The organism is Chryseobacterium sp. HMWF035, from assembly GCF_003094695.1.
Classification (GTDB): domain Bacteria; phylum Bacteroidota; class Bacteroidia; order Flavobacteriales; family Weeksellaceae; genus Chryseobacterium; species Chryseobacterium gambrini.
The window spans coordinates 33095-53280 of record NZ_QEHP01000092.1 but is presented as its reverse complement, the minus strand read 5'-3'; the positions used below and the strand labels follow the sequence as shown (position 1 = coordinate 53280).

At 35.8% G+C, this 20186-nt stretch carries 20 protein-coding genes; 16 read left to right on the top strand and 4 right to left on the bottom strand.

Annotated elements, in window-relative coordinates; translation table 11 throughout:
* Positions 1–404 precede the first annotated feature (404 nt).
* The 16 genes from DD829_RS13845 (at position 405) to DD829_RS23635 (ending at position 15379) form a co-directional block, all read left to right on the top strand.
* Positions 405–971: a C40 family peptidase gene (locus DD829_RS13845; protein ID WP_116547858.1), complete on the top strand. Its 567-nt coding sequence runs from the start codon at positions 405–407 to the stop codon at positions 969–971.
* Between the two features lie 718 nt (positions 972–1689).
* Positions 1690–2502, top strand: coding sequence for a 2,3,4,5-tetrahydropyridine-2,6-dicarboxylate N-succinyltransferase (locus tag DD829_RS13840; protein ID WP_076390279.1), 813 nt, complete (start codon positions 1690–1692; stop codon positions 2500–2502).
* A 30-nt stretch (positions 2503–2532) separates the two neighbouring features.
* Entirely contained in the window at positions 2533–3702 is a 1170-nt protein-coding gene (locus DD829_RS13835; protein ID WP_116547857.1) for a glycosyltransferase family 87 protein, read from the top strand.
* A gap of 2 nt (positions 3703–3704) precedes the next feature.
* Entirely contained in the window at positions 3705–4634 is a 930-nt protein-coding gene (locus tag DD829_RS13830) for a glycosyltransferase family 2 protein (RefSeq protein WP_087710078.1), read from the top strand.
* Positions 4635–5411, top strand: coding sequence for a polysaccharide deacetylase family protein (locus tag DD829_RS13825; RefSeq protein ID WP_116547856.1), 777 nt, complete (start codon positions 4635–4637; stop codon positions 5409–5411). It abuts the gene before it with no gap.
* Positions 5408–6502, top strand: coding sequence for a glycosyltransferase family 4 protein (locus DD829_RS13820; protein WP_116547855.1), 1095 nt, complete (start codon positions 5408–5410; stop codon positions 6500–6502). The genes DD829_RS13825 and DD829_RS13820 overlap by 4 nt, the downstream gene beginning before the upstream one ends.
* 247 nt (positions 6503–6749) lie before the next feature.
* Positions 6750–7607: an ATP phosphoribosyltransferase gene (gene hisG / locus DD829_RS13815; RefSeq protein WP_076390274.1), complete on the top strand. Its 858-nt coding sequence runs from the start codon at positions 6750–6752 to the stop codon at positions 7605–7607.
* A gap of 1 nt (position 7608) precedes the next feature.
* Entirely contained in the window at positions 7609–8901 is a 1293-nt protein-coding gene (hisD, locus tag DD829_RS13810) for a histidinol dehydrogenase (RefSeq protein ID WP_116547854.1), read from the top strand.
* The gene (gene hisC / locus DD829_RS13805; RefSeq protein ID WP_116547853.1) at positions 8888–9913 is read left to right on the top strand and encodes a histidinol-phosphate transaminase; all 1026 of its coding nucleotides are present in this window, start codon (positions 8888–8890) and stop codon (positions 9911–9913) included. The genes hisD and hisC overlap by 14 nt, the downstream gene beginning before the upstream one ends.
* A gap of 65 nt (positions 9914–9978) precedes the next feature.
* A complete protein-coding gene (hisB, locus tag DD829_RS13800) occupies positions 9979–11073 on the top strand; it encodes a bifunctional histidinol-phosphatase/imidazoleglycerol-phosphate dehydratase HisB (protein WP_108409984.1) in 1095 nt (364 codons plus the stop codon).
* Positions 11073–11651: an imidazole glycerol phosphate synthase subunit HisH gene (gene hisH / locus DD829_RS13795; protein WP_108409985.1), complete on the top strand. Its 579-nt coding sequence runs from the start codon at positions 11073–11075 to the stop codon at positions 11649–11651. The genes hisB and hisH overlap by 1 nt, the downstream gene beginning before the upstream one ends.
* Before the next feature lie 8 nt (positions 11652–11659).
* Positions 11660–12382 carry a 1-(5-phosphoribosyl)-5-[(5-phosphoribosylamino)methylideneamino]imidazole-4-carboxamide isomerase gene (gene hisA / locus DD829_RS13790; protein WP_116547852.1) on the top strand — a complete coding sequence of 241 codons (723 nt, stop codon included), beginning with the start codon at positions 11660–11662 and terminating at the stop codon, positions 12380–12382.
* Positions 12375–13127 (top strand): imidazole glycerol phosphate synthase subunit HisF, encoded by a 753-nt coding sequence (hisF, locus tag DD829_RS13785; protein WP_108411074.1) that lies wholly within the window; start codon positions 12375–12377, stop codon positions 13125–13127. The genes hisA and hisF overlap by 8 nt, the downstream gene beginning before the upstream one ends.
* Positions 13124–13708, top strand: a complete 585-nt coding sequence (gene hisIE / locus DD829_RS13780; protein ID WP_108411073.1) for a bifunctional phosphoribosyl-AMP cyclohydrolase/phosphoribosyl-ATP diphosphatase HisIE — start codon at positions 13124–13126, stop codon at positions 13706–13708. The genes hisF and hisIE overlap by 4 nt, the downstream gene beginning before the upstream one ends.
* Positions 13709–14099: 391 nt before the next feature.
* Complete coding sequence (locus DD829_RS13775; protein WP_165796707.1) at positions 14100–15125, top strand: IS110 family transposase; 1026 nt, start codon at positions 14100–14102, stop codon at positions 15123–15125.
* A 113-nt stretch (positions 15126–15238) separates the two neighbouring features.
* Positions 15239–15379 carry a hypothetical protein gene (locus tag DD829_RS23635; protein WP_165796706.1) on the top strand — a complete coding sequence of 47 codons (141 nt, stop codon included), beginning with the start codon at positions 15239–15241 and terminating at the stop codon, positions 15377–15379.
* Between the two features lie 54 nt (positions 15380–15433).
* On the opposite strand, the gene DD829_RS13770 is transcribed toward DD829_RS23635, so the two are convergent.
* The 4 genes from DD829_RS13770 to DD829_RS13755 all read right to left on the bottom strand — a co-directional run bounded on the left by DD829_RS13770 (position 15434) and on the right by DD829_RS13755 (position 20156).
* Entirely contained in the window at positions 15434–16351 is a 918-nt protein-coding gene (locus DD829_RS13770) for a M28 family metallopeptidase (protein ID WP_116547851.1), read from the bottom strand.
* A gap of 77 nt (positions 16352–16428) precedes the next feature.
* Complete coding sequence (locus DD829_RS13765; RefSeq protein ID WP_116547850.1) at positions 16429–17604, bottom strand: M28 family peptidase; 1176 nt, start codon at positions 17602–17604, stop codon at positions 16429–16431.
* A 98-nt stretch (positions 17605–17702) separates the two neighbouring features.
* Entirely contained in the window at positions 17703–18878 is a 1176-nt protein-coding gene (locus DD829_RS13760; protein WP_116547849.1) for a M28 family peptidase, read from the bottom strand.
* A gap of 102 nt (positions 18879–18980) precedes the next feature.
* Positions 18981–20156, bottom strand: a complete 1176-nt coding sequence (locus tag DD829_RS13755; protein ID WP_108411157.1) for a M28 family peptidase — start codon at positions 20154–20156, stop codon at positions 18981–18983.
* Between the last annotated feature and the right edge of the window lie 30 nt (positions 20157–20186).

Here is a 20186-nt window from a genome sequence, read left to right as displayed (position 1 = left end):
CAATATAATAAAGCTATCCTTCCGGGATGGCTTTTTTTATTAAGTTTTTAAGCAGCGGTTATATGAAAAAGACTTTATTGGATTTATTTAAACTATTTCAAAAGTCTGTAAAGAGAAAAAATCTTTAATTTTTTAACTTATATGCTTTTTTTTTCAATTAAATTAAACTTAAAAAACTAAAGTGTTTAAATCTTTTGTGGTAAAAAAGTTTAAACATCTAATGTCTTTGTTAGGCTAAAAAATCAACAGACAATTTTAAAAAGAAAACTTCGCATTCTTTGAGTTTAAAAAAATAATATCATTCAAATAAACAGTCTTAAAATTTTTGTGGTATTTCTTACTTCAGCTCTGCGAAAGCATAATTTTATTATATTTGTATAGATTGTAAAATTCAGGGAAATATGATGAATAGATTTTTAGGCAAAAAAAAGTTTGTTAAAAACATATTTATTGTATCGCTTTTTTCCGTATTTATCATTTCCTGCGGAAGTTCAAAAAACATTGTAAAAAAAACTCCGGTTACCAAAACCGTTGCCAAATCTGAAAACCTCAGAAAACTTGATTCCAGATTTGACGGGAAAATTTCAAAATCCATCAACGAGCTCCTGAAAGACGCAGAAAAATATTTGGGTGCGCCTTATAAATTCGGCGGAAATACTTCTTCAGGTTTCGACTGTTCCGGATTTACCGTAAAAGTTTTTGAGGAAAATGACCTCAAACTTCCGAGAAGATCCGCAGATCAGGCAGAAACCGGATCTCAGATAGACATTAAAGATGTGAAACCGGGAGATCTTCTGTTTTTTGCGACAGCAGGAGGAAGAAGAGTTTCACACGTCGGAATTGTTCATGACATCGGAAGTGACGGCGAAGTCAAATTTATCCACGCTTCCACATCAAAAGGTGTTATTATTTCTTCCTTAAATGAAACCTACTGGAACAAAGCCTATCTTCACGCGCAGAGAGTTCTGTAGTTTAAGTTGTTTAGCTGTTTTGTAAATAAAGGAATTTCAATATCTTCTGATAATCAAAATATTACAACTGTTTTTGTGTTGCCTTAATAAACAAAAAGGCATTGTATAACTTAAAAACATAAGATTTTTAAAGTAAAAGAGTTTTGCTCCTTTAGGAGCAGAATCTGTGTAGAAATAGTAATAAAAAAAACCATCAATCCGTAGGATTGACATCTGTAATGCGACAATGTTCTAAAGACAGCGTTTCATATTATCTAATATATCAATAGAAATGGGCTTTAGCCCATTTTAAATAATTAAGAATAAAATTGGCTTTAGCCAAAACATATCATAAATTTCCGGTTTAGCCGATTTTGATTTACTTAAATCGTATGTGGCTTATACAATTACATTAAAACATTGTTTAAAGCATCCGGAATATTAAAATCATGAAGTTTTAAACTAATTTTAAATTTAACCTTAAAGGATACAAAAGACTTTATTTCAAAAGTCTGCAAACAGAAAAAATCTTTGATTTTTTAAAACTTATGTGCACTTTTTTTTCCATTTAACTATTAAACTGAACTTAAGAAACTAAAGTGTTTAAATTTTTTGCTTCTTTTGCGGTAAAAAAGTTTAAACAAGTTTCGTTCTAAACAAAATACTTTCAAAAGGTTTTGCTGATCTTTTTTGTATCTTTGGCAGCGTATAATTTTTCAATTTAAATTAAATAATAAACATGTCGTTACAACAAACTATTGAAAATATCTGGGAAAACAGAGAACTATTGCAGAATGAAGACAGCCAGAAGGCGATTAGAGAGGTGATTTCTTTGGTGGATAAAGGAGAGCTTCGTACCGCAGAACCTACAGAAAACGGATGGCAGGTAAACGAGTGGGTGAAAAAAGCAGTAGTAATGTACTTCCCGATTCAGAAAATGGAAACGATTGAAGTCGGTCCGTTCGAATTTCATGATAAAATGCCTTTGAAGAGAAACTATGCTGAAAAAGGAGTGAGAGTTGTTCCGCATGCAATCGCAAGAGAAGGAGCTTATATTGCGCCGGGAGTTATTATGATGCCGTCTTACGTAAACATTGGTGCTTATGTAGACTCAGGAACCATGGTAGATACCTGGGCAACAGTTGGAAGCTGTGCACAGATCGGTAAAAATGTTCACTTAAGTGGTGGTGTTGGTATCGGTGGTGTTTTAGAACCGCTTCAGGCTGCTCCGGTAATTATAGAGGACGATTGTTTCGTAGGATCAAGATGCATCGTTGTAGAAGGAGTACATGTTGAAAAAGAAGCTGTTTTGGGAGCTAATGTGGTTTTAACGGCATCTACAAAAATTATTGATGTTACAGGTGAAACTCCGGTTGAGATCAAAGGAAGAGTTCCTGCGAGATCGGTAGTTATTCCGGGAAGTTATACCAAAACCTTTCCAGCGGGAGAATATCAGGTTCCATGTGCATTGATTATCGGAAAAAGAAAGGAATCTACAGACAAAAAAACGTCTTTAAATGATGCGTTGAGAGAGAATAATGTTGCTGTTTAAGATGAATATTTTAAACTAAAACCTCACATCTTGAAAGAAAAAATTCTTAAAATATTGCTAAACCCTAAATACATATTTGGGGTTTATCTTATTATAGCTGTTGCAACGGCGTTATCCAAATATTTCAGAGGGCCACAGGCGATTAACAATTATCTGATCTTCAAAAATGTTTTCGTGAATACCATCGAGCAGAAAAATCTGTATTTGCAATATCCGGAAAGATACTTAGATGCCAATCATTACGGAATACTTTTCAGTATTCTGATTGCTCCTTTTGCTTTGATTCCCGATTGGCTTGGAATTTCTTTATGGAACGTTGCCAACGCAGCCATTTTCCTGTTTGCCATTTACAAACTTCCGTTTTCGGATGCTAAAAAAGCACTTTTTGCCCTGCTTTGTCTTCAGGAATATATTACAGCAGCGGTAAGTCTTCAGTTCAATATCGCTTTGGTAGGACTGCTTATGCTGTCTGCCATTTTTATTTATGAAAAAAAAGAAGTACAGTCTGCTACAGCCATTTTAGTGGGAGTATTTGTAAAGCTGTACGGAATTTTGGGACTTTCGCAGTTTTTCTTTATCAAAAACAAGCTCAAATTTATTCTGTCCGGAATTGCAATTGCGGCTTTATTTTTTGTATTACCGATGGCAATTTCAAGTCCGCAGTTCGTTGTTCAGAGCTATACAGACTGGTTTCATTCTCTGGCTGAAAAAAACGGACTCAATCAAAGTCTGGATTCTTATCAGGACATTTCTTTAATGGGATTTGTAAGAAGAATTTTGCAGGATGCTTCAATCTCCAACCTTACTTTTATGGCTTTCGGAGCGCCATTATTCTTTTTGCCGTATGTAAGAATTAAACAGTACAAACATTACGCGTATCAACTCATGATTCTGGCTTCAACCTTACTATTTTTAGTACTGTTCAGTTCAGGATCAGAATCTCCCACCTACATCATTGCAGTAGCGGGAGTGATGATCTGGTTTTTCCTTCAGAAAAAAAGAACACCGCTTGTCTATGCTATGTTGATTTTCGTAATTATTCTGACCTGTTTTTCGCCATCAGACTTATTTCCGAAATTTATAAAACAGAATTATATTGTTAAATATTCCCTAAAAGCTTTACCTTGCATTGTTGTCTGGTTCAGGATCATTTATGAACTGCTAACAAAAGACTTCGAAAAAGACTACAGCCTGAACTGATTATGAAAAAAATTTCAATTGTAATTCCTGCGCATAACGAAGAAGGAAACGTGGCTTTGGTTCATCAGAAAATTAAAGAAGTTTTTGATGGACTGGATGATTACGGCTTTGAAATTATTTTCGTGAACGACGGAAGCCGCGACAAAACCCAGCAGAAACTTGAAGAACTTTCCGCAAAATATGACGAGGTAAAATTCATCGAATTTTCACGTAATTTCGGACATCAACCCGCCGTAAAAGCAGGAATGGATAATGCTTTCGGAAATGCAGTCATTTCCATGGACGGCGATTTGCAGCATCCACCCGAAATGATTCCTGAAATGATCCGGAAATGGGAAGAAGGCTACGACATTGTTTTTACGATTCGAACCTATCCTAAGCAGATTTCCTACTTTAAAAGAAAAACATCCGACTTTTTTTATAAAATCCTGTCGAGTTTGTCCGATGTTAATTTAACAAAAGGAGGCGGATCAGATTTCAGACTGATGGATGCGAATGCCGTGGAAGTGATGAGAACTTTCAACGAGGATGATCTCTTTTTACGGGGTTTAACAAGCTGGATGGGCTTTAAACAGACCGGAATTGAATTTACAGCCAATGAAAGACTTTCAGGTGAAAGCAGCTATAACCTCAAGAAAATGATCACTTTTGCATTTACAGGGATTACGGCTTTCAGTGTAAAACCGCTATATATTGCAGCCTATTTAGGATTTCTTTTTTCCGCATTTTCAATTGTCGGATACGGTTTGTATGTCATTTATTCCTTCGTTGCAAAAACCGAAATTTCAGGTTGGGCTTCATTAATTATGACCATCGTATTTTTTGGCGGTCTGCAACTGATTATTTTAGGAATTATGGGAATTTATTTAGGCAAAATTTTCAAACAGGTAAAAGAAAGACCCAATTATATCATCAAAAATAAAAATTTTTAAATGGTTTTATTAAGTTTTGACATCGAGGAATTTGATATGCCATTCGAATACAAAGGCGAAATTTCCTTTGAACAGCAAATCTCAATTTCACAGAAAGGCGTCGAAAGAATTTTAGATATTCTCAAAAAACACCATGCAAAAGCAACGTTCTTTTCAACCGTAGTTTTTGCAGAAAACAGCAAAAAACTCATCAGAAGACTGTTAAATGAAGGTCACGAATTGGCTTCTCACACATGGTTTCATTCAGATTTTGAAGAAAAACACCTTAAAGAATCCAAAGAACGGCTCGAAGAACTGTTTTCAACGCAGGTTACAGGACTTCGAATGCCCAGAATGATGCCTGTAAGCAAAAATGCTGTTGAAAACGCGGGATATTCTTACAATTCGTCCATCAATCCGACCTATCTTCCCGGAAGATATAATAATTTAAAAATATCAAGAACTTATTTTAACGAAGGAAATGTGGTGCAGATTCCGGCTTCCGTTTCACCCAACTTCAGAATCCCGTTGTTTTGGCTGAGTTTTCACAATTTTCCCTTGTTTTTCTACAAAAAACTGGCCTCAGACGTTTTGAAAAAAGACAAATATCTCAACATCTACTTTCATCCGTGGGAATTTGCCGAGATAAAAGATGAGGCCTTTAAATTACCAGGTTTTACCGTAAAAAATTCAGGAATAGAGATGGTAAAAAGGTTCGATGAATTTCTTACATGGTTAAAAAGTAAAAATTATTCATTCGGAACATTTCAGGAATTTCAAAAACAAATACAGCCATGAAGATAGCATTTGATGCCAAAAGATTTTTTCACAATACCTCCGGTTTAGGAAACTATTCCCGCGATCTCGTTAGAATTTTAGCACAGTATTTCCCTGAAAACGAATACATTCTGCTCAACAAAAACAAATCGGAAAGAGGTTCGGATATTTTAGAAAATTCTAACGTTCACTTTGTGGAAACTTCCAAAGGAAAAATGTCCCGACAGTTTAAAATGGGGAAGGATGCCCAAAAACAGAACGCCGATATTTTTCATGGATTATCCGGCGAATTGCCTTTGAAATGGGATAAAAAAAACATTAAAAAAATTGTCACCATTCATGATCTTATTTTTGAAAGATATCCGCAATATTATTCCTTTTTCGACCGTAAAATTCACTTCTGGAAATTCAGGAAAGCCGCAAATTCTGCCGATAAAATCATTGCCATTTCAGAACAGACCAAGCGCGATATTATCCAGTTTTTAAAAGTTCCCGAATCGAAGATCGAAGTCATTTATCAGGGATGCCATAAAGCGTTTAAAGAACAGCAGTCCGAAGAATTCATTCAGAAAACCAAAGAAAAATACAGTCTTCCGGAAAAATTCATTCTCAATGTCGGAACCATCGAAGAACGTAAAAATCTTCTCAATGTGGTAAAAGCGCTGAAAGACACGAATATTCCGTTGGTCGTTGTCGGCAAAAAAACAAAATACTTCAGGAAAGTAGAACAGTTTGTTCAGCAGCATAAAATCAGCGTGCAGTTTCTCGAAGGAGTTTCTATGGATGAACTCGCTGCAATCTACAAACTTGCCGATATCTTCGTTTATCCAAGCTTTTTCGAAGGTTTCGGAATTCCTGTCATCGAAGCATTATTTTCAAAAACAGTAGCTATTACAAGCAATACAAGCTGTCTTCCCGAAGCGGGTGGACCCGATTCCGTCTATGTAGATCCGGAAAATCATCTCGATATTCAGTCTAAAATTAAATTTTTATGGGACAATGAATCGGAACGTAAACGCCGTGCTGATAAGGGTTTTTACTTTGTTCAGCAGTTCAATGACGAACCGATTGCCAATAATCTGATGAATCTTTACCGAAAAATTATTTCATAAATTTTTTGGCAGTTTAAAAATAAGTCCTACATTTGTACCACAATTTTCAACAATGAAACCGAATTTTTTAACAGTACATCATTATCATCATCATCTCTGCTAAGACGGAATTGATTGATATGTACATATGTTAAAAATCAAAATAATTAAAACCGTCTGAGTAAACAGGCGGTTTTTTGTTTCTAAATTCATCCCGGGCAATTTATTTCCAAACCATCTTTTTACTCAGACACAACAAAAAAGTGAAATGAGTAAATTAAAAATAGCCATACAGAAAAGCGGTCGTCTTTACGAAGAATCTCTCCAACTGTTAAAAGACTGCGGTATTTTCGTTAATAACGGAAAAGACCAGTTAAAAGTTTCCGTAGAAAATTTCCCGATGGAAATCATGTATCTCAGAAATTCGGATATTCCTCAGTACCTGGAAGATGGAGTGGTGGATATTGCCATTGTAGGAGAAAATCTTCTGGTAGAAAAACAGAAAAAAATTGAAATCGTTCAGCCTTTAGGATTTTCAAAATGCAGGGTTTCTCTGGCAGTTCCGAAAGAAATTGAAACCGATGAGATCACCTATTTTCAGGGAAAAAAAATAGCCACTTCTTATCCGAATACCCTGAAAAACTTTTTGGATAAAAACAATATTTCAGCAGACATTCACATTATTTCAGGCTCTGTAGAAATCGCTCCGAACATCGGTCTTGCCGACGGAATCTGCGATATTGTAAGCTCAGGAAGTACCCTCTTCAAAAACGGATTAAGAGAAACCGTTACGATTCTTACTTCTGAAGCCGTTCTGGCAAAAACATTCAGACTGGATGAAGAAAAAACCAAAATTCTTGAAAAATTTCTCTTCAGAATTAAAGCCGTTCTTAAAGCAAAAAATTCAAAATATATTCTCATGAACGTTCCGAACGACAAGATCGGAGAAGTTTCAAAAGCGCTTCCTGTGCTGAAAAGTCCTACGGTAATTCCATTGGCGGAAGAAGGGTGGAGCAGCATCCATTCCGTGATAGATGAAGCGCGTTTCTGGGAAGTGATTGATGAACTGAAAGACAAAGGAGCGCAGGATATTTTAATAATTCCAATCGATAAAATGGTGATTTAATATGCAAATAGAAAGATATCCTGAAAGGGAAAAATGGTCTGAATTAACAAAAAGACCCGTTATAAAAAGAGAAAGATTAACAGAAATCGTTGCCGGAATTTTCGATGAAGTGAAGATCAACGGAGATCAGGCGCTGATTGATTTTGCTAAAAAATTTGATTCCGCAGAAATAACCGACATTAAAATTTCTGAAGGAGAAGTTGAAGCCGCTGAAAATCTGATCAGTGAAGAACTGAAAACAGCCATTCAGGAAGCAAAATCGAATATTACCAAGTTTCACGTTTCACAAATTCCTACGGTCGAAAAAATAGAAACGACAAAAGGAGTGGTTTGCTGGAGAGAAAACCGAGCCATTGAAAAAGTAGGAATTTATATTCCGGGAGGAACCGCTCCGTTGTTTTCTACGGTTTTAATGCTTGCCATTCCGGCTCAGTTAGCGGGTTGTAAAGAAATTATTCTCGGTACGCCGCCCGATAAAAACGGCAATGTAAATCCTGCCATTTTATATACGGCAAAATTGTGCGGAGTAACGCAGATTTTCAAAACGGGAGGCGCTCAGGCGATTGCAGCAATGACTTTCGGAACTGAAAGTATTCCGAATGTCTACAAAATTTTCGGGCCGGGAAATCAGTATGTTGTTGCCGCTAAAGAATATGCGCAAAATTACAATATTGCCATCGATATGCCTGCCGGACCGAGTGAAGTTCTTGTAATTGCCGATGAAAAGGCGGTTCCTGAATTCTGTGCAGCAGATTTGCTTTCTCAGGCAGAACACGGAAGCGACAGTCAGGTGATTTTCCTTTCCACAGACGAGAAAATTCTTAATGAAACGATTTTGGAGACCCAAAAACAGCTTGAAGCACTTCCTAGAAATGAAATGGCAGCAGAATCTTTGAAAAACAGCCACTTTATTTTACTGAATTCAATAGATGAAGCTTTGGAATTCAGCAATTTGTACGCTCCGGAACACTTGATTTTAGCCGTTAATGATTTTGAAAATTATATTCCGAAAATTCAGAATGCAGGTTCTGTTTTCTTAGGAAATTATTCTTGCGAGAGTGCGGGAGATTACGCGAGTGGAACCAATCACACCCTTCCTACGAACGGTTTTGCGAAAAATTACAGCGGGGTTTCTCTTGACAGTTTTGTTAAGAAAATTACTTTCCAGAATCTGTCGGAACAGGGATTGAAAAATTTAGGAAAAACCATTGAAATAATGGCTGAAGCGGAAGGATTATTCGCTCACAAAAATGCAGTAAGTATAAGATCAAAAGAACAGAATGAAAGAATTTAATATCAAAGATTTAGTAAGAAAAAATATTCTTGAACTGCAGCCTTATGTGAGTTTCAGGGACAACAATACATTTGAAAATCCTGTTTTTCTGGATGCGAATGAAAGCGCATTCGGAGAATTGAATCGTTATCCGGATTCTACTCAAAAAGAATTGAAAGAAAAATTGGCAGTTTTGAAAGATGTTTCGGCTAAGCAGATTGCAGTTGGAAACGGAAGCGATGAACTGATTGATCTTATCGTGAAAGTTTTTTGTGAACCGAAAAAAGATGCTATTCTGATGATGAATCCTTCTTTTGCGATGTATGGATTCTATGCTTCAGTCAATGAAAATAAAGTGGCTAAACTGAATCTGGATGAAAATTTTGGAATCGATAAAGAAGAGTTTTTAAAAATCTCAAACGAAGAAAAACCAAAAGTTTTCTTTTTATGTTCGCCCAATAATCCTACCGGAAATTCTATCGAAGACATTGAATTTTACATTCAGAATTTTGAAGGAATTGTTGTGGTGGATGAAGCTTATATTGAATTTTCAGGAAAGAAATCGTGTATAGAACTATTGGAAAAATTTCCCAATCTTATCGTTCTTCAGACGTTTTCCAAAGCGTGGGGAATGGCGGGAGCAAGAGTTGGAATTGCATATGCTTCAGAAGAGATTATTCAACTGATCAATACGGTGAAATCTCCGTACAATGTTAATTCTTTAAGTTTAAATAAAATATCAGAACTTATTAGTAATAAAGAGTTTATAGAATCAAATATAGAAAATACTTTAAATGAAATTTCCTGGTTGGGAAATGAATTAGAGATGGTAAATTGTATAAAAAAAATATTTCCGACCGATGCTAATTTCTTCCTGATTCAGTTTGAAAACGTAGATAAGGTGTACCGGAAATTGCTGGAAAATGAAATTCTGACGAGCAAAAGAAGTCCGCAGATTCCGGATTGCATTAGAATTAATGTAGGTAATAGAGAAGAAAACAATAAGCTGATTAACGTCTTAAAAAGTATTTAATTAAATCTGAAACCTCACAGATTTTTAAAACCTGTGAGGTGTAGAAAAAGTAAAAGAAAAGTAAAATGAAAAAAGTATTATTTATAGATCGTGACGGAACTTTAATCTTAGAACCGCCCATTGATTTTCAGGTTGATTCTCTTGAAAAGCTCGAATTTTATCCCGGAGTTTTCCAGAATCTTTCCCGAATTGCCAGAGAACTTGATTTTGAACTCGTGATGGTAACCAATCAGGATGGTTTGGGAACCGAAAGTTTTCCTTACGAAGATTTCATCATACCACAGGAAAAAATGCTAAAAACATTTGAAAATGAGGGAATTGTTTTCAGTGATATTCTGATCGACAGAAGTTTTGAAAGTGAAAACCTGCCGACAAGAAAACCGGGAACCGGAATGCTGGGAAAATATATTTACGGAGATTATGATCTTGAAAATTCATTTGTGATTGGAGACCGGCTTACAGATATTCAGTTGGCAAAAAATTTAGGATCAAAATCTATATTAATCAGTAAAGTTCAGAATGATGAAGCTAATTTAACAACGGAAAATTGGAGCGAAATCGCTCAGTTTTTGACGAATATTCCGCGAAAAGCAAAAGTTTCAAGAAAAACCAATGAAACAGAAATTGAAGTTGAAGTTAATCTTGATGGAAGCGGAGCCTCTGAAATTTCAACAGGATTACACTTTTTTGATCACATGCTCGAACAGATCTCAAAACACGGAAATTTAGATTTAAAAATTAACGTGAAAGGAGATTTGCAGGTTGATGAACACCATACGATTGAAGATACAGGAATTGTTCTTGGAGAAGCTGTTTTAAAAGCTTTGGGAAAGAAAAAAGGAATTGAGCGTTACGGTTTCCTGCTTCCGATGGATGATTGTTTGGCACAGGTCGCCATTGATTTCGGAGGAAGACCGTGGTTAATGTGGGAAGCGGATTTCAAACGTGAAAAAATTGGCGATGTTCCGACTGAAATGTTTTATCATTTCTTCAAATCGTTCACCGATTCTTCAAAGTGTAATCTCAACATTAAAGTGGAAGGAGATAACGAACACCACAAGATCGAATCTGTGTTTAAAGCATTTGCCAAAGCGGTAAAAATGGCAGTAAAACAGACCGATAAGAACTTTAATTTACCATCAACCAAAGGAAGTTTATAATGATTGCCATCATCAAATACAACGGCGGAAATGTCAGTTCCGTACAGAATTCATTAAACAGATTAAATGTAGAATCTGTGGTAACCGATGATTTTAGCCTGATAAGAAAAGCCGACAAAGTTGTTTTTCCCGGAGTTGGTGAAGCATCTTCTACCATGAAATTACTAAAGGAAAAAGGTCTGGATCAGTTAATTCCGACTTTAAAACAGCCTGTTTTAGGCGTTTGTCTGGGAATGCAGCTCATGTGTAAAAAGAATGAAGAGGGAAACACAGTCGGGATGGGAATTTTTGATATCGATGTAAAAAAGTTTCCTGCAAATAATATTGTTCCGCACATGGGATGGAATACGATTTCAGATTTTAAATCCGGGATATTTTCAGGCATTGAAGAAAACAGCGATGTGTATTTCGTTCACAGTTTCTATTGCGAATTATCGGAAAATACAACGTCAGTTTGCGATTACATTCTGCCGTTCAGCGCTTCTCTGCAAAAGGATAATTTCTATGCGATGCAGTTTCACCCCGAAAAATCAGGAGATATAGGAAGCCGTTTACTGGAAAACTTTTTAAAACAATAAAACTGAATATGAAAATTATTCCCGCTATAGACATCATCGACGGAAAATGCGTTCGTTTGTCGAAAGGAGATTACGATACCAAAAAAATATACAATGAAAATCCTCTTGAAGTCGCCAAAGAATTTGAAAGTTTTGGCATCCGATATCTTCATTTGGTGGATCTTGACGGTGCAAAATCTAAACATATTGTTAACCAAAAGGTTTTAGAAACCATTGCAAAAGAGACTTCTCTGGAAATTGATTTCGGGGGCGGACTGAAAACTCTGGAAGACATTGAAACTGCCTTTAATTCTGGAGCAAAGCAGATTACGATTGGAAGTATCGCCGTTCAGGATCCTGATTTCTGTTTTGATCTGATTGAAAAATACGGTCCGGAAAAAATTATTCTCGGAGCCGATTGCGAAAACCGCAAGATAAAAACTTCGGGCTGGCTGGAAGAAAGCCAACTGGATGTGATTGATTTTATTCTCAAATATAAAAATAAAGGAATTAAAAACGTGATCTGCACGGATATTTCCAAAGACGGAATGCTTCAGGGTGCATCGGATGAATTGTACAGAGAAATTGTAGAAAAGACAGCAGTTCAGTTAATTGCAAGCGGCGGAATTTCGTGTATTGAAGATGTCGGACAGATGAAAAACATCGGCTGTTCCGGAACGATTATCGGAAAGGCAATTTATGAAGGCAGAATCAGTTTGCAGCAACTCCAAAATTTTATTGAAAATGCTTAAAAAAAGAATTATTCCGTGTCTGGATATCAAAGACGGAACTACGGTGAAAGGAATTAATTTTGAAGGATTAAGAAATGCGGGAGATCCTGTAGAACTTGCCAAAAGATATGAAAAAGAAGGCGCAGACGAATTGGTTTTTCTGGATATTACCGCAACGATAGAAGAACGGAAAACTTTTGCCGGACTGGTACAGAAAATCGCAGCAGAATTAAGTATTCCTTTTACCGTCGGCGGCGGAATTTCAACGGTGGAAGATGTAAGAAGACTCTTGGAAGCAGGAGCAGACAAGATCAGTATCAATTCTTCGGCAGTTAAAAATCCGGCTTTAATTTCTGAGTTATCAAAAGAATTCGGAAGCCAGTGTGTTGTGGTTGCAATTGATACAAGACTGGTAAACGGATCGGATTGGGTTCACGTAAAAGGAGGAAGGGAAATAACGGATCTGAAGACATTGGACTGGGCAAAGAAAGCGGAAGAACTGGGAGCGGGAGAAATTCTTCTTACTTCAATGGATGGCGATGGTACAAAAAACGGTTTTGACCTCAGAATAACGAAGTTAATTTCCGATAATGTAAATATTCCTGTTATAGCTTCCGGAGGCGCCGGAAAAATGGAAGATTTTGAAGCCGTTTTTAATCAGACCAAAGCAACAGGAGCTTTGGCAGCAAGTATTTTCCATTTTGGAGAAGTGCAGATTCAGGATTTGAAAAATAATTTAAAATTTAAAAAAATTGCAGTACGATGAATATCGATTTTAATAAAAGTGAAGGCTTGGTTCCGGTGATTATTCAGGACGACAGAACGTTACAGGTTTTAATGTTGGGTTACATGAACGAAGAAGCTTTTGAAAAAACCAAAAAAGAAGGAATTGTAACGTTTTTCAGCCGTTCCAAGAACCGACTCTGGACAAAAGGTGAAGAGTCCGGAAATTTTTTAATGGTTAAAAATATTGCGATAGACTGCGATCAGGATACGGTTTTAATTAAAGCAATTCCTACGAACGTTGTCTGCCACACCGGAAGCTTCAGTTGTTTCGGTGATAAAGATTCTAAAGGTTTTCTGTATGAACTGGAAGAAAAAATAAGCCAAAGAATTGATGAAAAAACAGAAGGTTCTTACACATATTCATTGTTCCAGAGAGGCATCAATAAAATGGCTCAGAAAGTGGGAGAGGAAGCCGTAGAAGTGGTGATCGAAGCCAAAGACAGCAACGATGACTTGTTTAAAAATGAAGCGGCAGATCTGCTGTATCACCTTTTAATTTTACTGAAAGCCAAGAATTTTACACTGAAAGATATTGAAGAAATTTTGCTTTCCAGAAACTGATAAAGTTGTATTTTTATCTCTAAACTCATTAAGAATCAACCGCAAAAGAGGCAAAAGACCATTATGTTGCAAGAATTAGAATATTCAAAGCTATCAAAAGAATAAAATCGAAAATTTTTTAAACTGTTTTAAATGAAATTTCAGCTTATTTTTGTGACTCGTATGTTTGCATATCAAAAATTTACGTTTATATTAGGATAACCAAAAAGCTAAGGGACAGAAGAAATATTTTGTGACAGGTAGTTGATTTGATTTTAATATACCGTGATAAGAAAGATTCTCTGTCTCTAAGTTTCTCCAAAATCTGAACAGTACTTAGGGAATGAATAAATATCCCGGATAATTACGAGAAAAGATGATCGGAAACTGCGGCTTTATAAAAAATAATATTATGAAAAAACAATGTGTTGGCATTGACATATCCAAGGATCATCTTGATTGCTGTATCGGATGTATAGATTCTGACCAGAATCATAAGCTGCAAAATAACAAAAGGTTTTCGAATAATGAAACTGGTTTTAAGGCACTGCTGCATTGGGTTTCAGATCTTCAGGTTACAGAAAATTTGATGTATGTAATGGAAGCTACAGGAGTTTATTATGAAAATCTGATTTATTATCTCACAGAAAACGACTGTAAAGCATCGGTTTTATTGCCCAATATGGTAAAACACTATGTCAAAAGTTTGAACATAAACACGAAAACGGATAAGGTAGATGCTGAAGTTTTATGTAGGCTGGGCTTGGAAAGAAGACTTGGATTTTGGCAAAAACCATCCGGAATCATGCGGGAGCTTAAGTTCTTAAGCAGAGAGTATCGTGAGATAAAATATAAAATAAATCAGGTCAAAAACCAGCTTCATGCAAGGTTTTACAGTTGTCAATGCCCTGAAAGTACAGAACAAAGATTAAAAAGACAGATTGCATTGCTCGAAACTCAGGCACTGGAGATAGAGGCAGAGATAAGAACTTTGGTGATGACAGACCGCTCTTTTTATGATAAAATACAGCGGGTATGCACGATCCCGGGAGTGAGTTTTATAACAGTTGTTTGCGTTGTGGCTGAAACAAATGCATTTGCCTTAATCTCCAATTCCAAACAACTTACCAGTTATGCAGGTCTTGATATACAGCAGAACCAGTCTGGCAGCAGAGAGGGAAAAACAAGAATTTCGAAAAAAGGAAATAGCTTTATTCGGTACGCGCTCTATATGCCGGCATTGTGTGCCAGTAGATTTAATCCCTCGATGAAATCTTTTTACAAAAATTTAACGGAACGGAAACCTGCAAAAAAAATAGCGGTAACAGCCGTAGCGAGAAAGTTATTGTGTTTAATCTACGTTCTCTGGAAAAAAGAGGAAGAATTCAATATGAATTATGAAGAAAATAAAAATACAGACAGGGTTTCGCCTGTCTGAACGGGATAAACAATAGCTTTCCCAAAAAATAGTTTAAACAAATTTAAAAAATAATTTGCATATTAACACAGTACCTTATGTGTTTTAAATACAATTCATTAAAAAATTATCCCATGAAAGAAGACAACAAAGAAAATCAGCAATCCAAAACCGAACCGGAAAGTAAAGGAAAAATTAACCCTGAAAAGGGAAAATTAAAAGAAGTAAAACCTCCCAATTCTGATACTGCAAAAGGCGGTACAAGAGCCGGATAAATTAGAAGCCAGTCGGATTTTTCGGCTGGCTTTTTTAGAACAATTCGATTATCTCTATTTTTTCGATGCGACAGCGAAATGCTGCAATGCGCCGATTGCCGCTTTACCAATATTAAAAACATACTGAACATCAGTATTTGCAAAGGTATCATCCGCAGTATGAGGAAGATCGCTTCTGAGATATTCAAAAAATCCGGTGATTACTTCACCCTTTTTTTCAAAAGAGATGTAGTCGGTATCTTCTGCGGGATCAGTTTTTGCCTGTAATGGAGAATACAGTGTTGTGCAGGTCATTAATTCTTTTGTTACCTGTTTAGAAGCTTCATTATTTTTTGAGCTTCCTCCCTGATCTTCGTCACAAAAAACAGTATCATTGAACATTCCTTTTTTACCACCAACCTGATCCAGATTGAAGACCATTTTTATATCAATCTGCCTGGTTTTGTTCTGATAAACGACCTCATTTACATAATGTCTGCTTCCGTACAATCCCTGTTCTTCTCCTGAAAAATGAATGAATTTTATGGAATATTCAGTTGGGATATCTTTCAGGATTTTTGCGGCTTCCAGAATGATGGATGTTCCGCTTCCGTTATCGTTTACTCCGGGACCGTTAATACTGTCGAAATGCCCGCAAATAATAATATATTTATCGGGATACACCGTTCCTCTTTTAGTGATGATCAGGTTTTTAGATTTTAATTTTCCAATAGAAAAAGGATCTTCTTCCATCTGGTTTTCGGAATATCCGTAAGATAAGTATTTGCTTTTGATCCAGTTCAGCGCATTTTCATTTTCTACAGAACCTGTAGTTTTAACACCCAATTTCTCAAATTCCTTTAAATTTGATATGATGTCCTCTTTTTTTAATAGGTTAACTCTGTCCTGATAAGCCTGAATAAATGTTTGTGCCTGAAATCCAACGGCAGTTACCGAAAAAAGAAAAATGGCTGTTATTTTTTTGAATTTCATATTGGTAATTAGTTTACTATTTTACAAATATAGAAATAAAAAATCCTGAGAAAGAAACTCAGGATTTTGCTAGCTCATTATTTTCCAATAATTATTTTTCTTACCGCTTTTTGGTCTTTTGTTTTAATTGTTGCGATATACGTTCCGTTTGGTAATTCTGAAACATTTACTTTCGTTTCATTTTCCTTATTTAAAACAAGCCTGCCATTTATATCTGAAATTTCAAGACTGAAATCTTTAACATCTTCCGGAAGTTCGATATTTAAATAATCTTTCGCAGGATTGGGATAGACCTTTATAGATTCTATAGAATTTCCAGAAAGTAACGCTTCTTTTTTCAGTAAAGAATTTGCTGCTACTGCAAAGTGCTGTAAAGCTCCCAAAGAAGCTTTTGCTACATTATAAATATAAACAGGATCTGTATTAGCAAATGTATCGTTTGAAGTATGAGGATAATTACTTCTGATTTTTTCAAAAAAGCCTGTAATAATTTCGCCTTTTCTTTCAAAAGGAATATAATCTGTAGCTTCAGCCGGATCTACTGCCGTTAGAAGAGGAGAATACAAAGCAGTACAGTTTCGCAATTGCTGTGTAACGTTTGCTGAAGCTGCATTATTGCTCGACAGACCTCCCTGATCTTCATCACAATAGATCGTATTGTTATTATTGCCCATTTTTCCGCCAACCTGATCCAGATTAAAGACTAATTTAATGTCTAATTTCTTAATATTATTTTGATAAACAACGTTATTTACGTAATGTGAACTTCCAATAAGTCCCTGTTCTTCACCAGAAAAATGGATAAATTTAATCGAATATTCTGTAGGAACGTCTTTTAAAATTCTTGCAGCTTCCAGAATGATGGATGTTCCGCTGCCGTTGTCGTTTACTCCGGGACCGTTAATACTGTCGAAATGTCCGCAAATGATAACGTATTTATTAGGATAAACGGTTCCTGTTTTAGTTATGATTAAATTTTTTGAACTTTTGCCGTTGTAAGTGAAGGCATCTTCCGAAATCTGGTTTGCAGAATATCCGAAAGCCAGATATTTATTTTTAAGCCAGTTGAAAGCATTATTATTTGCTGTTGAGCCCGTGGTTTTAATCCCTAGATTGGCAAAATTCTGTAAGTTTGTTGTAATATTGGTCTGTGTCACCATATTAGCTCTGTCCTGATAAGCCTGAATAAAAGATTGTGCATTGAAGCTTAAAGCAGATAAAGAAAAGAGCAGAAATGTAGAAGTCTTTTTCATTTTGATATTAATTTTTGTAATTTGATTGATATACAAATGTAATAATAAAAAAATCCTAAACAAAAGTTCAGGATTTTAATTTTATAGAGAATCAAAAATTATTTTCCGATCATTATTTTTCTTACCGCTTTATGGTCTTTTGTTTTAATCGTTGCGATATACGTTCCGTTTGTTAGTCCTGAAACATTTACTTTCGTTTCATTTTCCTTGTTTAAAACAAGTCTTCCGTTCATATCCGAAATTTCAATCTTGAAATTTTTAACATCTTTTGGAAGTTCAATATTTAAAAAATCTTTCGCCGGATTAGGATAGATTTTTATTAATTCCAATGGATTGTTGGAAAGTAATTCTTCTGTTTTTAATAAAGATGCTGATGCTACTGCAAAGTGCTGCAAAGCACCAACAGAAGCTTTTCCGACATTGTAGATATAAACAGGATCTGTGTTGGCAAATGTATCGTTTGAAGTATGAGGATAATTACTTCTGATTCTTTCAAAAAAGCCTGTAATCACTTCACCTTTTCCTTCAAAAGGAATATAATCTGTATCTTCAGCCGGATCTACCGCTGTTAAAAGCGGAGAATAGAGGGCCGTACAGTTTCTTAATTGCTGGGTAACATCTGATGATGCTGCATTGTTACCGGATAAACCTCCCTGATCTTCATCACAATAGATCGTGTTGTTGTTATTGCCCATTTTTCCGCCAACCTGATCCAGATTAAACACCAATTTGATATCTAATTGTTTGATATTATTCTGATAGACAACATTGTTTACATAATGCGAACTTCCAATCAGTCCCTGTTCCTCGCCTGAAAAATGAATGAATTTAACCGAATATTCCGTAGGAACATTTTTAAGAATTCTTGCAGCTTCCAGAATAATGGATGTTCCGCTGCCGTTGTCGTTTACTCCGGGACCGTTAATACTGTCGAAATGTCCGCAAATGATAACATATTTATTAGGATAAACCGTTCCTGTTTTTGTTATGATTAAATTTTTTGAACTGTTGCCGTTATAAGTGAAGGCATCTTCCGAAATCTGGGCTGCAGAATATCCGAAAGCCAGATATTTATTTTTAAGCCAGTTGAATGCATTGTTGTTGGCTGTAGAACCTGTTGTTTTTATCCCTAAATTGGCAAATTCCTGTAAATTTGTAGTAATATTGGTCTGGGTTACCATATTGGCTCTGTCCTGATACGCCTGAATAAAAGATTGCGCATTTAAACTGAAAGCAGATAAAGAAAAGAGCAGAAATGTAGGGATTTTTTTCACTTGATGATCAATTTTTATATTTTTAATAATAATGTGCAAATGTAACAATAAAAAAATCCTAAACAAAAGTTCAGGATTTTAATTGTTATGCAGACCAAAAGATTATTTTCCGATAATAACTTTTCTTACCGCTTTTTGGTCTTTTGTTTTAATCGTTGCGATATACGTTCCGTTTGTTAATCCTGAAACATTTACCTTAGTTTCGTTTTCCTTATTTAAAATAAGTCTTCCGTTCATATCCGAAATTTCTAGACTGAAGTTTTTAACATCTTTTGGAAGTTCAATATTTAAAAAGTCTTTTGTCGGGTTGGGATAGACTTTTACAGATTCTAAATGATTTACCGTTTTTTCGTCCGTAGCCAGTAAACTTGTAGAGGCTGTTGCAAAATGCTGTAAAGCTCCTACAGCCGCCTTTCCTACGTTGAAAACATAAGTGGGGTCTACATTGGCAAAAGTATCGTTTACGGTATGTTCATTATAACTTCTTACCGTTTCGTAAAAGCCTGTAATAATGTCTCCTTTCGCTTCAAAAGGCATATAATCGGAAGAGTAGGCGTTCGACATTACCGTCTGTAATGGTGAATACAGCGTTGTACATGCTGCAAGCTGCTGTGTAACGGAAAGAGAGGCAGCATTGTTTCCTGTCTGTCCGCTTTGGTCACTTTCGCAGTTGATGGCAACATTAGAATTGCCTATTTTTCCACCCACCTGATCTAAATTAAAAACCAGTTTGATGTTTAACTGACGGACACTGTTCTGGAAAACCACACTGTTTACATAATGTGCACTTCCCTGTAATCCCTGTTCTTCACCGGAAAAGTGGATGAATTTAATAGAATACTCTGTCGGAATGTCTTTTAAAATTCTTGCCGCTTCCAGAATAATAGAAGTTCCGCTTCCGTTATCGCTTACTCCGGGACCGGTAATCGTGTCGTAATGTCCGCAGATAATAACGTACGTATTCGGATAAACGGTTCCTGTTTTGGTAATAATTAAATTTTTAGAACTTGTAGAACTTCCGAAAGTAAACGGATCTTCTACGATCTGACTTGCTGTATAACCGTAAGACTGATATTTTGCTTTAAGCCAGTTCAGAGCATTGGTATTGGCTGTAGAACCCGTTGTTTTTACGCCAAGATTCCCAAATTCCTGAAGTAATGTTGTTATATTGGTCTGGGTAACCAGATTAGCTCTGTTCTGATAAGCCTGAATAAAACTTTGAGCCTGAAATGCATATGTTCCTAATGAAAACAGCAGAAGAGTAGTTATTTTTTTCACTTTAAAGGAAAATTTTATAAATTTAATAAT

What these genes read in the sequence shown, in the direction of transcription:
- DD829_RS13845 (WP_116547858.1), top strand. Translation starts at nt 405, where the DNA reads ATGAATAGATTTTTAGGCAAAAAAAAGTTTGTTAAAAACATATTTATT.
- DD829_RS13840 (WP_076390279.1), top strand. Translation starts at nt 1,690, where the DNA reads ATGTCGTTACAACAAACTATTGAAAATATCTGGGAAAACAGAGAACTA.
- DD829_RS13830 (WP_087710078.1), top strand. Translation starts at nt 3,705, where the DNA reads ATGAAAAAAATTTCAATTGTAATTCCTGCGCATAACGAAGAAGGAAAC.
- DD829_RS13825 (WP_116547856.1), top strand. Translation starts at nt 4,635, where the DNA reads ATGGTTTTATTAAGTTTTGACATCGAGGAATTTGATATGCCATTCGAA.
- DD829_RS13820 (WP_116547855.1), top strand. Translation starts at nt 5,408, where the DNA reads ATGAAGATAGCATTTGATGCCAAAAGATTTTTTCACAATACCTCCGGT.
- hisG (WP_076390274.1), top strand. Translation starts at nt 6,750, where the DNA reads ATGAGTAAATTAAAAATAGCCATACAGAAAAGCGGTCGTCTTTACGAA.
- hisD (WP_116547854.1), top strand. Translation starts at nt 7,609, where the DNA reads ATGCAAATAGAAAGATATCCTGAAAGGGAAAAATGGTCTGAATTAACA.
- hisC (WP_116547853.1), top strand. Translation starts at nt 8,888, where the DNA reads ATGAAAGAATTTAATATCAAAGATTTAGTAAGAAAAAATATTCTTGAA.
- hisB (WP_108409984.1), top strand. Translation starts at nt 9,979, where the DNA reads ATGAAAAAAGTATTATTTATAGATCGTGACGGAACTTTAATCTTAGAA.
- hisH (WP_108409985.1), top strand. Translation starts at nt 11,073, where the DNA reads ATGATTGCCATCATCAAATACAACGGCGGAAATGTCAGTTCCGTACAG.
- hisA (WP_116547852.1), top strand. Translation starts at nt 11,660, where the DNA reads ATGAAAATTATTCCCGCTATAGACATCATCGACGGAAAATGCGTTCGT.
- hisF (WP_108411074.1), top strand. Translation starts at nt 12,375, where the DNA reads ATGCTTAAAAAAAGAATTATTCCGTGTCTGGATATCAAAGACGGAACT.
- hisIE (WP_108411073.1), top strand. Translation starts at nt 13,124, where the DNA reads ATGAATATCGATTTTAATAAAAGTGAAGGCTTGGTTCCGGTGATTATT.
- DD829_RS13775 (WP_165796707.1), top strand. Translation starts at nt 14,100, where the DNA reads ATGAAAAAACAATGTGTTGGCATTGACATATCCAAGGATCATCTTGAT.
- DD829_RS23635 (WP_165796706.1), top strand. Translation starts at nt 15,239, where the DNA reads ATGAAAGAAGACAACAAAGAAAATCAGCAATCCAAAACCGAACCGGAA.
- DD829_RS13770 (WP_116547851.1), bottom strand. Translation starts at nt 16,351, where the DNA reads ATGAAATTCAAAAAAATAACAGCCATTTTTCTTTTTTCGGTAACTGCC.
- DD829_RS13765 (WP_116547850.1), bottom strand. Translation starts at nt 17,604, where the DNA reads ATGAAAAAGACTTCTACATTTCTGCTCTTTTCTTTATCTGCTTTAAGC.